This is a genomic window from Mesorhizobium sp. P2_D5, assembly GCF_056404355.1.
Window position 1 is genome coordinate 1 of sequence record NZ_JBFUEE010000012.1, and the last position, 17,005, is coordinate 17,005.

The window sequence follows — 17,005 nt, forward strand, 5'->3', positions numbered from 1 at the left end:
ACAGGAGCTGGAGAACCTGGCGCTGCGCAGTGCGGCTTCGATCAACGGCACCGGCAACTCGACCGCCAATGTCATCACCGGCAATTCCGGCAACAACGCCATCAACGGCCTGCTCGGCAATGACACGCTCTCCGGCAGCACCGGCAACGACAGTTTCGTCTTCACCACGGCGCTGAACGCCTCGACCAATGTCGACCACATCACCGACTTCTCAGCGGTCGAAGACACCATCCAGGTCGACAATGCGATCTTTGCCGCACTCGGCGGCAATGGCACGCTGACCGCCGACCAGTTCGTCAAGAACACAACTGGCCTTGCCGCCGACGGCAACGACCACATCATCTACGAGACCGATACCGGCTGGCTCTATTATGACAGCAACGGCAGTGCGGCGGGCGGCTCGACCCATTTCGCCACGCTGGCCGCCAACCTCGCGCTCACCAACGCCGATTTCGTGGTGATCTGAACGCGGCTTGTGCGCAATCCCAACAACGCACCATGTCGGCGACCTCTGAGTTTGTAGCGATCTTCACCGCGCTCACCGATTTACGTTCATGCCAGTAGGCGATGCCGGCTGCTGGCCATTCCCACCACGCCGGCAGCGAAAGGGAACAAGCCATGCCTATCGGACGCATCGGAAAGGACTTCATCGTCAATTCGACGACAACAAACAGTCAGTACAGCCCCGTGATCACAGCGCTGGCCGACGGCCGCTTCGTGGCCACCTGGCAGTCCACTGATACCGGCGACGGCGCTGGCAGCTGCATCCGTGCCCACATCCATAACGCTGACGGTTCAGCGGCCGGCAGCGACTTCATCGTCAATTCGACAGCAACGAGCGATCAATCTAACCCCGCGATCACGGCGCTGGCCGATGGCCGCTTCGTGGCCACCTGGCAGTCCGGTGACACCGGCGACGGCGATGGCTATTGCATCCGCGCCCGCGTCTACAACGCTGATGGCAGTGCGGGCGGCAGCGACTTCATCGTCAACTCGACAGCAACTGGCTATCAGTCCAGCCCCGCAATCACGGCGCTGGCCGATGGCCGCTTCGTGGCCACCTGGCAGTCCTACGACGCCGGCGACGGGAGCAACAGCTGCATCCGCGCCCACATCTACAACGCCGACGGTTCAGCGGCCGGCAGCGACTTCATCGTCAATTCGACAGCAACGAGCGATCAGGCTAGCCCTGCGATCACGGCGCTGGCCGATGGCCGCTTCGTGACCACTTGGGAGTCCCATGAAACCAGCGACGGCGACGGCAATTGCATCCGCGCCCGCATCTACAACGCCAACGGTTCAGCGACCGGCAGCGATTTCATCGTCAATTCGACGACAGTGGGTGATCCGTATAGCCCCGCGATCACGGCGCTGGCTGATTGCCGCTTCGTGGCCACCTGGCAGTCCAATGATGGCAGCGACGGCGAAGGCAGCTGCATCCGCGCCCGTATCTACAACGCCAACGGCTCAGCGGCCGGCAGCGACTTCATCGTCAATTCGACGGCAGCGGGTAATCAGTATAACCCCGCGATCACTGTGCTGGCCGATGGCCGCTTCGTGGCCTCCTGGCAGTCCAGTGATACCGGCGACGGCAGCTGCATCCGCGCCCACCTTTACAACGCCGACGGTTCAGCGGCCGGCAGCGACTTCATCGTCAATTCGACGACAACTGGCCCTCAGTATAACTCGGCAACCACGGCGCTGGCCGATGGCCGTTTCGTGGCCACCTGGGAGTCCAGTGATACCGGCGATGGCAGCGGCAGCTGCGTCCGCGCCCAGATCTTCGACCCGACCATCTTCGTCGGCACGGCCGGCAAGGACATCTGGCAGGGCAGCAATGTCTTCGCAGACCACATCAACGGCGGCACCAGCGCCGACACGCTCTCGGGTCTTGGTGGTGACGATACGATCAGCGGCGATGCCGGCAACGACATGCTCGACGGTGGCGCCGGCAGCGACAAGCTGTTTGGTGGAGCCCATAACGATACGCTCAACGGTGGCGCCGGCGCCGATCTGATGAGCGGCGGCACCGGCGATGACACCTATTGGGTCGACAATGCCGGTGACCATGTCATCGAACTGAATGGCCAGGGCATCGACAACGTGCAGAGCACCATCTCCTTCAACCTCTCCGGTCAGGAGTTGGAGAACCTGGCGCTGCGGACCGGCGCCTCAATCAACGGCACCGGCAATTCCATTGCCAACGTCATCACCGGCAATTCGGGCGTCAACATCCTGATCGGCCTTGGCGGCAACGATACGCTGGACGGCAAGGAAGGCGCCGACACCCTGCAAGGCGGCATCGGCAACGACACCTACTATGTCGACAATGCCGGTGACCATGTCATCGAAGCGAATAGCCAGGGCACCGACAATGTCCAGGCCTATGTCAGCTTCAACCTGTCCGGCCAGGAACTAGAGAACCTGGCGCTGAGAAGCACCGGCAACATCAATGGCACCGGCAATTCGACTGCCAACATCATCACCGGTAATTCGGGCGCGAATGTCATCAACGGGCTTGGCGGCAACGACACGCTGTCCGGCAGCACCGGCCAGGACATCTTCGTCTTCACCACGGCGCTCAACGCTTCGACCAATGTCGACCACATCACCGACTTCTCGGTGGTCGAGGATACCATCCAGCTCGACAATGCGATCTTTGCAGCGCTTGGCGGCAATGGCACGCTGACGGCCGCGCAGTTCGTCAAGAACACCACCGGGCTTGCCGGCGATGGCAACGACCACATCATCTACGAGACCGACACTGGCTGGCTCACCTATGACAGCAACGGCAGTGCGGCAGGCGGCTCAATCCATTTCGCCACTCTGGCCGCAAACCTGGCGCTGACAAACGCGGATTTCGTGGTGGTGTGAGGAACGCTACATGGGCCCGCCACATCAGGACTGTGTGACGGGCTCTCGACCCCAGCAAGGACTATGCGGTTGCTGGCTCCGGGGAGTGCCGGCGCCACAGGGCTTTTGATTGAAGAAATCTGGTGGGCGATGACGGGCTCGAACCGCCGACATCTTCGGTGTAAACGAAGCGCTCTACCAACTGAGCTAATCGCCCGCTCCGGGCCGGACCTTTAAGCGGTCGAGGTCGGCTTCGCAAGGCCAAATGAGCCGGGGATGCCCTGGTTGGAGGCTGGTTTTGCCAACAAAACGTCGGCTGTCAAAAAACCTTCTCCTGTTTGCTGTTATGCTGTCTTGCTACGCTTGACACCCGGTGGCGAACCCCTTATCCAGCGCCCCAACGACGAACACGGCTGACACGTGCTCGTCAATGCGCGGGTGTAGCTCAGTTGGTTAGAGTGCCGGCCTGTCACGCCGGAGGTCGCGGGTTCGAGCCCCGTCACTCGCGCCATTTCTCCTAAGGGTATCAAGCCCTTGGCTTTGGAGAAATGTTGACGTTGATTGTCGAAATGCTTTCTCGAAAGAGCAGATTGGATCCTTTTCCGGTCTGAGTTTTGAAGGTGGCGCCTCGGCTTGCAGGCTGCCTCCGCACGGATGTTGAATACCTTCACGGGCGGCATCCCCTGTTTCTTGCAACCCGTCCCAACGGCACTGGCTTGGCCGGATATTCGAAATACCGGCGCAGACGACACCCGATCCAGATTCCGATCAACTGACACGCTTGCAACGGCAAGTCTGGCCGCTCCACGCGCTCAGAACTTTGCACAGCGCCAAAAAAAGTCGTCGTCGCGATGCGAAGCTAGTGGCCCGGTCAGGACATCCCGCGAAAATTGTGGGAGTTAGTCCGATCCGACGACTCGATCAAAATAACGGGGGCTTTGTTCATGAGCGATCATTCCGGGATCCGCCCAAATATTCTCGAATCCACACTTGCCGCAGCTCAGCGGGATCAACGGACTCTTGACGAGCAGCGGCTCAGCATTGCGCCCCTGGTAGACGGCATGACGTTTTTCGACAGCATCCGGCACAATGATGACCGTGGTAGCGTCACGGAGGTCTACGACCCGCGCTGGGGCTGGCACGCCGACCCGCTGGTCTTCTCCTACATCTTCACAATTCGCCCCGGACTGGTGAAGGGCTGGGGCCTGCACAAGCTGCATGAGGATCGCTACTTTGTGGTCAGCGGCGAGCTGGAACTGGTTCTTTATGACCCTCGCCCCGAATCCAGCACATATGGCAAGATTTCGAAGGTTTACCTCTCCGGCAATCGTCCACGCCTGGTCAATATTCCAAAATTTGTCTGGCATGCCGACCGAAACATCGGAACGTCCGAAGTGGTGGTCATCAATTTTCCAACGATACAGTACGATCACTCAAATCCCGACAAGTACCGGCTGCCCATCGACACCGATCTCATCCCCTATGATTTCGGCAGCGCGAAGGGATGGTGAGCAAGCCTCGCTTTTCCATCCTGATGCCGACGCATTCGCGCGTCGACGTCATCGGTCTGGCCATCCAATCGGTGCTGGATCAGACCGTCGAGGACTTTGAGCTCCTGGTCGTCGGCGACGGCTGCTCGCCCGGCACGGCCGAGGTGGTCGACGCCTTTCAGGACGCCCGCATCCGCTTCTTCGATTTGCCCAAGGCGCCGAGCTATGGCTACGCCAACCGCAATATCGCGCTGCGCGAGGCCCGCGGCGACCTGATCGGCTTTGCGGCCGACGACGACCTGCTGTTTCCGGATCATCTTGAAATCCTAGCGGATGGCCTCAAGGGTGGGGCTGCCATCGCCTACAGCCAGGCGCTGTGGGTTTCCACCGATGGCATCGCAGCACCCTTCCTGACCAATCTGGAGCTGGCCGACGAGTTCAGGGTGTTCACCGAGGTCGGCAACACGATACCCGCCAGTTGCTTCCTGTATCGTGCTGATTGCCTGCCGTCGCGCGATGTCTGGCCGGAAGACGTCGCATCGGGCGGGGATTGGCAATTGTGGCGGCGAATCATGCGCGAGAACCCGCGCAATCCCCTCACCTATTGCCGCGTCCCAACCGTCCTGCATTTCAGCGCCAAATGGAAAAATTCGCGTCACTCACAGGCGGGGCAACTGGCCATTTTTCTTGATATCGCGGACGGAGCAGGCTGGTGGCCTTCAGCCTTGCGCGTCTGGATACCGAACGGCAGCAACGAACAATGTGAGTACTCGCGCCTGATGCGCGTCGACCCTGCGGCCTGGAGCGCGCAGATGCGCCGCGTGGTCGGTGATCTGGTGGCACGGCTTGCCTGGGAGGACGTCCAAACGACCCGCCCGATGCTGGCAAGCGCCGAGGCCGAGAAGGCGAAGCTGCGGTCTGAGATCTCGCGGCTGCACAATGAGCTGCAGTTGGCTCAGCAAGGCAATTCCGAGCTACGGAGGGCCGCTTCGGACGCGTTCGACAAGGAAGCTGCGTTGCAGCCGGAAATCGCGAGGCTGCGCACCGCGCTCGATCTGGCTCACCAACGCAACGCCGAGCTACGGAGCGCCGCTTCGGATACAGGAAACGAGAAGGACGAGATCGAACAGGCGCTGCAAGCATGCCGAATGCAAATCGCGGCCTTGTATCAGTCCACAAGCTGGCGCATCACCAGTCCCTTGCGCAGGATATCCACAAGCTTGCGTTCGAAAAAATCATAGGGTTCGAAGTCTTGAACTCAGCTTGGTTGGCGGCATCGGCGATCCGGCCGCCAAGGTGATCATTACCCCTTGGCCAGCAGAGCACCGATGAAGGCGGCGCCCGCCCCGAGGCAGCGGCCGCGTTATCGCCAACCGTCATGCGATGTTCAATGGGACGGCTCCCGGACTGAGCGGCACACCAATATCGGAGACTAGCTTGACGAGGTCCGCCTGCCGCGTCGTGTTGGTCTTGGCATAGATGCGGCCAAGGTGGGTCTTGATCGTGTTCTCACCGACCCCGAGCGACAGCGCACTCTTCTGCGTGGTCAGTCCGCCACCCACGGCCAGCAAAACCCGCACTTCCGCCGGTGTGAGATCGAACAGTGTCGTCAGCACCGCCTCTGAGGGCGGCGCGGCCGAGGTTGTCGTCGAGATGAAGACGGCGGCGCATGCGGGACGGAAAGCCGCGCGCGCGGTCCCCTCGGTCAAAGGCAGCACATAGGCAACGGCTGGGGGCTGGCCGGCCGCGGACAAGGGCAAGCCGATGCCGCGCGCGCCAAGCGAGGCATCGGCATCAGCGGCTCCCGATATCGCTTCCAGCAGGGCGCGGCCCGTTATCGGATTTTGTGCCTGGAGGATGCCGTTTCTGGAAAAGATGGGGTGCTGTGTCGAAAGCATCGCCTCGGCACGGCCGTTCACATAAAGGATCGCGCCATCCGCGCTGGTAAGAACGACGGCGGTTGCAAGATTGTCGAGCGTCGCGCGATAGAGACTGGCGGTCACGCGCGCCTGATCGAGCAGGTCGCCGATCAGCGAAGCGCGGCGCAAATGAGGAGAAAGCAGCGCCATAAAGCGCTGCTCCTCCGCAGTGACGGCACCCCTGCTCGCGCGTGTCGTGAAGCTCACGAGGCCGATCCGATCCGAGGTGTGCACGAATTTGGTGATGCAGCCCTCGCGCAAGCCCTGCGGGCCAGCCCAGTTCCGGTAGAAAGGTGACTGGTGAAGTTCGGCTTCAGTCATGCTCGACAATGTCGACAACGGTGTGTCGATGTCGCCGACGACCACGGCGTTCAGACCTGGAATGTCCTCGAAGCCGTAGTCCTGCTGCAGAACCCGCATTTGCTCCGCATCCCAAGGCGATTGGGCCGCGAAACGGCCATACTGATCGCCGGGATCAGCCAGCGCGATGGTTGAATAGGCGGCGTCCACGGCCTCCGTGAGTCGGACCATGACGACGGTCCAGAACTCCGAATTGAGTGCGCTATCGTAGATGTCGCCGATGATCGACGAAAGCAACTCGTTGCTCAGCCTGTACATTTGCCCCTGCCCAACAGAGCCTTCCCTTTTTGTCAGTCAGGGATACCGCACGCCCTGCCTATACCAGCATGGCCCTGAAAAGCTCAACGCAAGCCGAAGGATTTCTGAGACCTCATTCTTTCGGGTGACGACATTGCAACACGCCAGGCCTAGTGGGCGGCACAAGGCAGGTTCCAGAGCGCGTCAATTCAAGACGCCCTGGCCCTGAGTAGCGTCGGATTCCAAGACTGCGTCCAGGCGCAAGGACTCAGGAAAACGTCTGCTTCAATTGAGAATCAGTTTTGGCGGGGGTCAGCATGTCGGTTTGGAATGGTCTTGCAGGTGGCGCGTGGTCCAACGCTGCATTTTGGACTGGCGGCGTGCCTGACGCAATCGGTGCTACAGCGGATTTCACTAATCTAGGCGTCAGCGTCACGCATCACATCGACCTGGCGGTTCAAGGTCCGTTCACGGTCGGCACCTTGAACCTGGCGAGTTCCGCCATCGAGAATTACAGTCTCGAACACGGCTCGCTCATCATGAACAAGGCCGGCGGTGCGATCATCAGCGTAACGTCGACCTCCAATCTACAGGCAAGCGTGCTGGCGTCTTCGCTGACGCTGCAGCTCAATGCGGCAACGTTGATCGCGACGACCGGAACCAACACGACCCTCGACGTTCAGGCGCAGATTACTGGAACGGGACTGCTAACCAAATCCGGCCTCGGCACGCTGAAGCTGTCTGATGCGACCAACAACTGGTCGGGCGGAACGCAAATCAATCAAGGCACAGTTTCGTTTGGCGCCGCTGCGTTCGGAACGGGAGACATCACGTTCGCCGGCGATAGCGTGTTCCGGTCTACAGGCGGCGCGACACTTGCCAACGATCTGATCGAACTCGCCGGCGTTTCAACGTTTATCAGGGCACAGACGGGCACGTCACTTTCGTTGACCGGTACGTTCGCGGCGCTCGGCGGCGCCGGGACCGCCGTGCATTTTGGCAGCGCGACGGATAAGGGAACGATTTACTTTGGCTCAAGCAGCATCACCGCCAATGATGCGGGCTCGCTTGCCATTGACGGCGGCACGCTGAGAGCGGGCAAGGCGTTCGCGTCCTTCACCAACGGGCTGGCCAACACCAATATCGCGGCCGGAGCGGTTCTCGACGCCAATGGCTTCTATCTGGAACTGAACCATCTGACCGGGGCGGGCTTGATCACCAACAACGGCCTTTCCGATGTTGTCGCTAACGTCTATGAGGCCGGCAGCTCCATCTTCTCGGGCGTTTTCGCGAATAGCTTGAGCCATACAGGGTTAAACAAGATCGGCACCGGCACCCTGACATTGTCAGGCGCCAATACTTACTCCGGCACGACCACTGTCGCGATCGGAACATTGCGGGCGGGAGCCGACCACGCCTTCAGCGCCACCAGTGTCGTCGACGTAAAAGCTGGCGCGACGCTCAATATCAGCACTTTCGACCAGACCATCGCCGGACTGACCGGCAGCGGCGAAGTCCGGGCCGATACTGTTACCGCGGCCACCTTGACGACGAGTGTAAGCCTTGGCGACGTGAGGGAGTTTGCAGGCGTGATCTCGAACGGCTCGGCGGTATTTGGCGAGCTCAACCTGATAAAAAGCGGCGCGGGAACCCAGGTCCTGTCAGGCCTGAACACCTACACGGGCCAGACCACGATCACGGCGGGAACCTTGGTGCTGTCCGGGTCGGGTTCGATTGCCGATTCATCCGGACTGGCGATTTCCGCAGGGGCCACTTTTGCTCTCGGCGGGCTGTCGGGAAACAGCGCGTCGGTACAGGCATTGGCGAATGCCGGCACCGTCAGCTTCGGCGGAACGACGTTGCATCTGCTCGATCAGTCAGCCGCCCTGGGAGGCACATATCTAGGGTCGGGCTTCACCGATGGTCTTCACATAGACCTCGATGCGACAGCGTCGAATTTCAGCCTTTCGACCGCAACTTTCACCAACTGGGCAGATTCCACTGACCAAATCGCCATCGTTGGCAACGGCCTTGCCAATACGATTACCGGGTCGTCCCACGCCGATACCATTAGTGGCGACCTCGGCAACGACGTGCTGATCGGCGGAGGCGGCGAGGACAATCTGAATGGTGGCGACGGTTCGGATACGGCCTCTTATGCAAGCGCTGCCGCAGGCGTCATTGCGAACCTCTCAAATCACAAGGTCAATACCGGCGACGCCAATGGCGACAGCTATACCTTCATCGAAAACCTGACCGGATCGAGCCATGCGGACCAGCTCTACGGCAACGATGTTGCCAATATTCTGGATGGCGGCATCGGTGCCGATACCATGACTGGCGCTCAGGGCAACGACGGCTACTACGTCGACAATGCGGGCGATATCGTCAGTGAGAGCACTGTCGGCGCCAACGGCACCGACACCGTCAACGGCTATATCTCGATCAACCTCGGCGATGGCAACCACTTCACGGGCAACATCGAGAACGTCGCACTGCGCAGCGCGGCCTCCATCGACGCCACCGGCAACAGCCTGGCCAACATGCTGACCGGCAATTCCGGCGACAATTTGCTGGACGGCAAAGGCGGCGCCGACACGATGAGCGGAGCGCAGGGCGACGACACCTACTTCGTCGACAATGCCGGCGATATCGTCAGTGAAAGCACCGCCGGCGCCAACGGCACCGATACCGTCAACGGCCACATCTCGATCAACCTCAGTGATGGCAACCACTTCACGGGCAATATAGAGAACGCGACGCTGCTCGGTGCCGCCTCGATCAACGCCACCGGCAACAGCCTGGCCAACGCGATGAACGGCAATTCGGGCGTCAACACGCTCACCGGCCTGGGCGGCAACGACACACTGGATGGCAAGGCGGGCGCCGACACCATGCAAGGCGGTATCGGCAACGACACCTACTATGTCGACAATGCCGGAGACCATGTCGTCGAGCTCAACGGCGAGGGYACYGACAAYGTSCAGGCCTTCGTCTCGTTCAACCTGTCGGGACAGGAGCTGGAGAACCTGGCGCTGCGCAGTGCGGCYTCGATCAACGGCACCGGCAACTCGACCGCCAAYRTCATCACCGGCAATTCCGGCAACAACGYCATCAACGGCCTGCTCGGCAATGACACGCTCTCCGGCAGCACCGGCAACGACAGTTTCGTCTTCACCACGGCGCTGAACGCCTCGACCAATGTCGACCACATCACCGACTTCTCAGCGGTCGAAGACACCATCCACCTCGACAATGCGATCTTTGCCGCACTTGGCGGCAATGGCACGCTGATGGCCGACCAGTTCGTCAAGAACACAACTGGCCTTGCCGGCGACGGCAACGACCACATCATCTACGAGACCGATACCGGCTGGCTCTATTATGACAGCAACGGCAGTGCGGCGGGCGGCTCGACCCATTTCGCCACGCTGGCCGCAAACCTGGCGCTCACCAACGCCGATTTCGTGGTGATTTAGCCAGGTAGATTTTCACGCTCGCACAGCCAAATGATCTCGGCTGTAAATGATCGTCACCGGACAAGGGTTGAACCCAGACGGTCGCCGACACAAGGCTATCAGGTCGCCCGCGCCAGCAGCGCCTCGACCTCCTGCAGCGTCGGCATGGACGGCGCGGTGCCCGGTCGCGTCACGGAAATACCGGCGACGGCGCAGGCGAAACGCACCGCCTGCAGCGGCTCGACACCGCGCGACAGCGCGGCGGCGAGGCCTCCGTTGAAGGCGTCGCCCGCCCCCGTGGTCTCGACAACCGGCCCCGCACTAACGGCGGGAACATGGTCGGAGCGGTTCTTGGAGTGCAAAAGCGCGCCCTTGTCACCAAGCGTGACGATGACCGTGCCGACGCCCTTTTCGATCAGGCTTGCGGCGGCGGCGCGCGCCTCATCGAGCGAGGAGACCTTCATGCCGGTCAATTCCTCCGTCTCCGTCTCGTTGGGCGTGAGATAGTCGCACAGCGTGTAGATGCGGTCAGGAAGTTTTGCCGCCGGGGCCGGGTTGAGGATGGTGGTCACCTCTGCCCCGCGCGCGATCTCCAGCGCCCGCAGCGCGGCATCGATCGGTTGTTCGAGCTGGGTGACGAAGACGCCGGCGCTGCTGATCAGCGTGGCATTGGCTTCGATATCGGCCGGCGAAATCAGCATCGCCGCGCCGGGACTTACGATGATGGCGTTGTTGCCGGTCGTCTCCTCGACGAAGATGTAGGCAGCGCCGGTGTAGCTTTCCGGCGTGTCGATCACGGCATCCTTGACGCCGGCGCCGGCCCAGGTCTGCCTCGCCATGTCGGCGAAGGGATCGACGCCGAGGCGGGTGAGGAAGGTGACGTCGGCGCCGAGCTTGCCGGCGGCGACCGCCTGGTTCGAGCCCTTGCCGCCCGGCCCCAGCTTGAACGAGTTGCCGAGGATCGTCTCGCCCATGCGTGGCTGGCGATCGGCGCGGTAGGCGGTATCGGCGACGAACACACCAAGGATGACGACAGGCTTGCCCGAGACCATGCCGCTACTCCGCATCCGGCGGCACAACGCCCTTGCGGAAGGCGAAGCAGCCGTAGAAGCGGCGCTCACCGGTCTGGATGACGCAATAGGCCTGCTTGGCGCGCTCGTAGAAAGCGTAGCGCTCGACCGCGATCATCGGCCACGATTTGCCTTCGGCCTTGTCGATTTCCTTCTGCACTTCCTTCTGCACGGGCGGGATCTCGTCGGGCTTGCCGACGATCTCCATGCGCGCCGCGGCATCGTCGACGAACGTGTCCAGCGGGTAGAGCGACAGCACGGCCTTGGCCACGTCGGCGGCCGGCGCATCGATGCGCAGCAGGCGGCCCAGCGCCGTCTGGCGCGCCACCGAATCGGCCGGAAAATTGGTGTCGGCGATGATCAAATCATCGCCATGGCCCATCGCCCGCAATGCCTGCAGCACGTCGGCATTGAGCAACGGATTGATCCCTTTGAGCATGGTATTCCTCGTGAAGTCGGTTGGAGATCAGAGACGCTTGCCGGTCTCGGCGTCGAAGAGATGGATCTGGTCGAGCCGTGGCTTCAAGGTAAGCGTGTCGCCCGGCTTGAAGTCGTGGCGTTCGCGAAACAGTGCCACCATCTCACCCTCGCCGAAGCGCAGGAACACCAGCGTTTCCGAGCCCGTCGGCTCGACCACCGAAATCCTCGCCGGCACGCCATCGGGATGGATCTCGAGATGCTCCGGCCGCACGCCGTAGACGACAGCCTGCCCGTCCCGCGCGGCGTTGTCCGATGCAATCGGGAACAGTGAGCCTGATATCTCGACGCCGGCCTTGCCACCCTTGCGCATGGTGCCCTTGAGCAGGTTCATCGAGGGCGAGCCGATGAAGCCGGCGACGAAAAGATTGGCCGGCCGGTCGAACAGTTCCAGCGGCGCGCCGACCTGCTCGATGCGGCCGTCGCGCATGACGACGATCTTGTCGGCCATGGTCATGGCCTCGATCTGGTCGTGGGTGACGTAGATGGTGGTGGTCTTCAGCCGCTGGTGCAATTCCTTGATCTCGGTGCGCATCTGCACGCGCAGCTTGGCGTCGAGGTTGGACAGCGGCTCGTCGAACAGGAACACCTGCGGATTGCGCACGATGGCGCGGCCCATCGCCACGCGCTGGCGCTGGCCGCCGGAGAGCTGCCGGGGATAGCGCTTCAGGAAGGGGTTGAGGTCGAGGATGTCGGCGGCGCGCTTGACCCGCTCGGCGACCACGGCCGGATCAGTTTTCCGCAGCTTGAGCGCAAAGGCCATGTTCTGCTCGACCGTCTTGTGCGGATAGAGCGCATAGTTCTGGAACACCATGGCGATGTCGCGCTTGGCCGGCGGCAAATGATTGACGATGCGGTCGCCGATGGCGATCGTGCCCCCGGAGACGGTCTCCAGCCCGGCCACCATCCTGAGCAGCGTGGACTTGCCGCAACCCGAAGGACCGACCAGGACCACGAACTGTCCGTCGGCGATATCGACGCTGACTTCGTGCAGAACCTTGACGGTTCCAAACGCCTTGGCCACCTTGCTGATTGCGACTTGCGCCATATCTCCCCCATCGGCTCCACTGCCGTAGGCGCAGAAGCTAACCAACGCAATCGGTCAGGGCAAGTCAGTCTCTTATAGATAAAAACCTGCCCTCGTTGACACGGCGTTTGGTTGTGAGAATAGTGACGAGTGCTGGTCCAAAGTCGGAACCAGATCCGCAATCGGAGCTTCAATCGACGCAGGGTGGGGTCCTGCTAATTCGTTTCCGAGCCGGACGTATCGCTGGCGCTCCAGCGTCCGACAGAATGGCCACATCCATTCACACTGATTTCTGGGAGGAATAGTCGATGAGAACAGGTCTTTACGATAAACTGGTCCGTGCCGGCGCCACAAGGCGCGACATCTTGAAGGGCGCGGCCAGCATGGCTGCGATCGCGGCCGCATCCGGCGCCGGGCTCGGCGCTTTCACCCGGCCGGCTTCCGCCGCAAGCGAACTGCGCTCGAAGATTCTGCAGATCCCCGGCGTTGGCAAAGGTCAGCCGACCGACGCCGACTTCCAGAAGGTCGGTGAACTCTGCCTCGAAGCGACCAAGGCCAACGTCAAGGAAGGCGAATTCGCCGGCGTCGAGCTGACGTTCATGGGTCTCAACAACCAGAACCTGCACAATGTGCTGTTCCGTGGCTTCCTGAAGCCGTGGGAAGCCTATACCGGTGCCAAGATCAGCTGGATCGATCTGGCGCAGGCCGACTACAACGCCCGCCTGCAGCAATCGATCGCCACCGGCACCGTCGACTTCGACATCATCGAGATGGGCGCGCCGTTCGAAGGCGATGTCTGCGGCAAGGGCCTGACGTCCGAGATGCCCGACTGGGTCAAGAAGCAGATCGATTTCGACGATCTGGTCAACTATCTCAAGCCTCCCGTCGGCACCTGGGATGGCAAGCAGTATCGCGTGACCATTGACGGCGACACGCACAATTTCAACTACCGCACCGACGTGTTCGCCGATGCCGACCTCGCCAAGGCCTGGAAGGATGGCGGCGGTGAAGGCGAGTGGGGCGTGCCGAAGACCTGGCAACAGGTCCAGGCGGTCACCAAGTTCCTCAAAGGCAAGAAGTTCAAGGGCCAGGACGTCTATGGCTATCTCGATGCGCCCAAGCCGTGGGGCGGTTTCGGCTTCTACTTCCTCGGCAGCCGCGCCACCGCCTACGCCAAGCATCCCGATGACAAGGCCTGGCTGTTCGACGCCGATACGATGAAGCCGCGAATCAACAACCCGGCCTGGGTGCGGGCAATCCAGGACGTCATCGACGCGCTGCCGAACGAACCGGCGGACCAGATCAACGCCGACCCGAACACCACCGGCTTCCAGCAGTTCCTGGCCGGCACCGGTTCGATGATCCCCTGGTGGGGCGACATCGGCTCCAACGTCAAGACCAATGATTCCTCGGTCATCGGCGACGTCACTGGCTTCTCGATCCTGCCCGGCTCCGACGACGTCTACAATTCCAAGACAGGCAAGTGGGAAAAGCTCGCCAGCGGGCCGAACTACTCGCCGAACTGCGCCTATCTCGGCTGGGGCGTCTATGTCATGGCCCGCGTCGATGCCGACGAGAAGAAGAAGAAGGCGGCATGGTCCGCGGCCGCCCATCTCGGCGGCAAGGACCTGTCGATCTGGACGGCGATGTATCCGTCGGGCTTCCAGCCCTATCGCAACTCCCACTTCGACATTCCGGAATGGGTGGCGGCAGGCTACGACGAGGCCTTCATCACCTCGTACCTGAAGTCGGAAGGCGATTCGTACAACCATCCGAACGCGGCGATCGAGCCGCGCATCCCCGGCATCTTCCAGTACTACAGCGCCGCCGAGGATATTCTGGCCAACACCTTCGCCGGCAAGATGAAGGCGCAAGAAGGCGCAGACGCCATCGCAGCGGCCTGGGAGAAGCTGACCGACCAGATCGGCCGCGAAAAGCAGGTCAAGCTCTACAAAGCTTCGCTCGGCATGTAGGCTATTGTGAAACCGTGGTCCGGCGGCAACGCCGGACCACAGCAGACCGGCTCCGGCTCCTCGATGAGCCTTCAAACGGGCGAGATTTGTGACTGACCCGACTTCGACCGCGAACCAGTGGCCGGCAGATGCCGACCCTTCCGATCTGATTTCGCCCGGCCGAAAACGCCTCGGTTGGGCGCTGATGGCTGTTGCGACGCTTGGCCTGCTGGCGGTGATCGTGCTGGAGATCCTGTACAAGACCGAAGCCGATACCATCGGCTTCGAGACGTGGCGCCCTGTCGTCTATGCCTATGTTCTGTGGGGCGTGGCGCTCGGTATCGGCCAGGTGCTGACACGCGGCGAGGACGGCCAGCGTGCTCTGTTCCTGCTGCCGGCACTGCTGTTCACCATCGCCATGGTGATCTTCCCGACGCTGTTCGGTTTCTATATCGCGCTGACCGACTGGAACCTCAGTTCCTTCAGCGGCCGCAAGTTCAATGGGCTTGCCAATTTCTGGCAGATGCTGGGCGATCCCTACTACCGCAACGCGTTGTTCAACATGGTACTTTATGTGCTCGCAGTGCTGGTAGAGTATGTCATTGCCTTTGGCCTGGCGCTGTTGCTCAACGCGCAGATCCGCGCCCGCAAATTCTTCCGCGTCGTCTTCCTGATGCCGCTGATGCTGTCGCCGGTCGCGGTGTCGTGGATGGTCGGCAAGTCGCTGATGGAATACCGCTTCGGGCCGGCGGCAACATTGGCGCGCTATCTCGGCTGGGAAAACCCGGCCTTCTTCAGCGACCCGATCATCGCCCGTATCTCGATCATGGTGCTGGATGCCTGGACCTTCATCCCGTTCATGATGATCATGCTGCTCGCCGGTCTACAGGCCATGTCGCGTGAGATACTGGAAGCGGCACGGGTCGACGGCGCGAATGCGTGGCAGACCTTCTGGCAAGTCACCTTCCCGCTGATGCTGCCGGTGTCGGTGACGGCGGTGATCCTACGCATCATCTTCAAGCTGAAGCTTGCCGACATCATCATCACGGTGACGTCGGGCGGCCCGGGCGGCGCCACCGATTCGGTATCGAGCTTCATCTACCGCGAATATCGCGACCGCTCGAATGTCGGCTATGGCACCATGCTGGCGATGGTCTATCTCATCATCATCGTCGTGTTCGTGACCTGGCTGCTGAAATTCGCCAACCGCTTCGTGCGCAACGTCAACTGAGCGGCCGGGATCATGAGCGTTCAAACCACCGAGTACACCGTTTCCGAAATCCGCTCTCCGGCGAGCTTCATCACCAGCCGCGTCTTCATCTATGGCGCGCTGGTGTTCTGGGCCTTCATCTGCCTGTTTCCGATCTACTGGACGATAACCACCTCGTTCAAATCGGCGGTCGACGTCACCCAGGGCCACCTGATCCCGTTCGTCGACTTCCAGCCGGACTGGAAGGGCTGGCGTTCTCTCGGCCTGTCGCCGGATTCGATCTTCCAGACCTCGACGGTGCGCGATGAGTTCTTCAAGCGCTTCATGAACTCGGTGATCACCTCGGTCGGCGCGTCGAGCCTCGCCATCATCATCGGCAGCCTCGCCGCCTACGGGCTTACCCGCTATCGCTACCACTTCGCCTGGTTCAAGAACGAAGACATCTCGTTCTTCTTCCTGTCGCAGCTGATCCTGCCGCCGGTGGTGCTGGCCTTGCCCTTCCTGGTGCTCTACCGGGAGGTCGGCCTGCTCGACACGCGCGTCGGACTGATCCTGCTCTACACGCTGATGGTGCTGCCGATCGTCATCTGGATCATGCGCGACCAGTTCAATTCCATACCGGTCGAGCTCGAGGAAGCAGCGCTCGTCGACGGGCTGTCGATCTGGGGCGCCTTCTTCCGCATCGTCATGCCGATCGCGCTGCCGGGCATGGTCGCCGCCTTCATCCTGGCGATGGTGCTGTGCTGGAACGAGTATTTCTTCGCTGCGCTGCTGACCTCGACCGACGCCAAGACAATTCCGGTCATGGTGGCGAGCCAGACCGGCTCGCAAGGCATCAACTGGTGGTCGATGGCAGCGCTAGCCACTGCGGCAATTGCGCCATTGGCCGTCATCGGCATCGCGCTCGAACGCTATCTGATCATGGGCATGACCGCGGGAGCGGTCAAATAGG

Annotated in this window: 11 protein-coding genes, 2 tRNA genes and 1 pseudogene; 9 read left to right on the forward strand and 5 right to left on the reverse strand. The window is 61.6% G+C overall.

The annotated features are described in order from the left end of the window. Together AC1DYW_RS31630 and AC1DYW_RS31635 are read left to right on the forward strand one after the other, a co-directional pair. Window positions 1-466, forward strand: a pseudogene (locus tag AC1DYW_RS31630) (calcium-binding protein); the annotation flags it as partial. Window positions 467-618: 152 nt separating this feature from the next. After that, a complete protein-coding gene (locus AC1DYW_RS31635) occupies window positions 619-2,874 on the forward strand; it encodes a calcium-binding protein (protein ID WP_477228794.1) in 2,256 nt (751 codons plus the stop codon). 120 nt (window positions 2,875-2,994) lie between these two features. On the opposite strand, the gene AC1DYW_RS31640 is transcribed toward AC1DYW_RS31635, so the two are convergent. Further along, window positions 2,995-3,070: transfer RNA gene (locus AC1DYW_RS31640), tRNA-Val, on the reverse strand. A gap of 217 nt (window positions 3,071-3,287) precedes the next feature. On the opposite strand from AC1DYW_RS31640, the gene AC1DYW_RS31645 reads away from it, so the two are divergent. The 3 genes from AC1DYW_RS31645 (at window position 3,288) to AC1DYW_RS31655 (ending at window position 5,584) form a co-directional block, all read left to right on the forward strand. Next, window positions 3,288-3,364, forward strand: a tRNA-Asp gene (locus tag AC1DYW_RS31645). A gap of 433 nt (window positions 3,365-3,797) precedes the next feature. Beyond that, window positions 3,798-4,364, forward strand: coding sequence for a polysaccharide biosynthesis C-terminal domain-containing protein (locus AC1DYW_RS31650; protein ID WP_477228795.1), 567 nt, complete (start codon window positions 3,798-3,800; stop codon window positions 4,362-4,364). After that, window positions 4,358-5,584, forward strand: coding sequence for a glycosyltransferase (locus AC1DYW_RS31655; RefSeq protein WP_477228796.1), 1,227 nt, complete (start codon window positions 4,358-4,360; stop codon window positions 5,582-5,584). The genes AC1DYW_RS31650 and AC1DYW_RS31655 overlap by 7 nt, the downstream gene beginning before the upstream one ends. 135 nt (window positions 5,585-5,719) lie before the next feature. Here the strand turns inward: AC1DYW_RS31655 and AC1DYW_RS31660 are convergent, their stop codons facing one another. Next, a complete protein-coding gene (locus AC1DYW_RS31660) occupies window positions 5,720-6,772 on the reverse strand; it encodes a helix-turn-helix transcriptional regulator (protein WP_477228797.1) in 1,053 nt (350 codons plus the stop codon). A 467-nt stretch (window positions 6,773-7,239) separates the two neighbouring features. Here AC1DYW_RS31660 and AC1DYW_RS31665 point away from each other — a divergent pair, with 467 nt between their 5' ends. Beyond that, on the forward strand, window positions 7,240-10,338 hold the full coding sequence (locus AC1DYW_RS31665; RefSeq protein ID WP_477228798.1) for a beta strand repeat-containing protein: 3,099 nt from the start codon (window positions 7,240-7,242) through the stop codon (window positions 10,336-10,338). A gap of 98 nt (window positions 10,339-10,436) precedes the next feature. Here the strand turns inward: AC1DYW_RS31665 and rbsK are convergent, their stop codons facing one another. From rbsK to AC1DYW_RS31680, 3 genes are read right to left on the reverse strand one after another with little or no spacing between them, the layout of a single operon-like run. Then, complete coding sequence (gene rbsK / locus AC1DYW_RS31670; protein ID WP_477228799.1) at window positions 10,437-11,369, reverse strand: ribokinase; 933 nt, start codon at window positions 11,367-11,369, stop codon at window positions 10,437-10,439. Between the two features lie 4 nt (window positions 11,370-11,373). Further along, window positions 11,374-11,826, reverse strand: a complete 453-nt coding sequence (locus AC1DYW_RS31675; protein ID WP_457154674.1) for an RbsD/FucU family protein — start codon at window positions 11,824-11,826, stop codon at window positions 11,374-11,376. A gap of 27 nt (window positions 11,827-11,853) precedes the next feature. Next, on the reverse strand, window positions 11,854-12,912 hold the full coding sequence (locus AC1DYW_RS31680; protein ID WP_477228800.1) for an ABC transporter ATP-binding protein: 1,059 nt from the start codon (window positions 12,910-12,912) through the stop codon (window positions 11,854-11,856). A 287-nt stretch (window positions 12,913-13,199) separates the two neighbouring features. Between AC1DYW_RS31680 and AC1DYW_RS31685 the strand changes: the two genes are divergently transcribed. The 3 genes from AC1DYW_RS31685 to AC1DYW_RS31695 all read left to right on the forward strand — a co-directional run bounded on the left by AC1DYW_RS31685 (window position 13,200) and on the right by AC1DYW_RS31695 (window position 17,004). Beyond that, the gene (locus tag AC1DYW_RS31685; RefSeq protein ID WP_477228801.1) at window positions 13,200-14,864 is read left to right on the forward strand and encodes an ABC transporter substrate-binding protein; all 1,665 of its coding nucleotides are present in this window, start codon (window positions 13,200-13,202) and stop codon (window positions 14,862-14,864) included. Between the two features lie 88 nt (window positions 14,865-14,952). Beyond that, window positions 14,953-16,074, forward strand: a complete 1,122-nt coding sequence (locus tag AC1DYW_RS31690; protein WP_477228802.1) for a carbohydrate ABC transporter permease — start codon at window positions 14,953-14,955, stop codon at window positions 16,072-16,074. Between the two features lie 12 nt (window positions 16,075-16,086). Continuing rightward, window positions 16,087-17,004, forward strand: coding sequence for a carbohydrate ABC transporter permease (locus AC1DYW_RS31695; RefSeq protein ID WP_457153676.1), 918 nt, complete (start codon window positions 16,087-16,089; stop codon window positions 17,002-17,004). Window position 17,005: the final 1 nt, after the last annotated feature.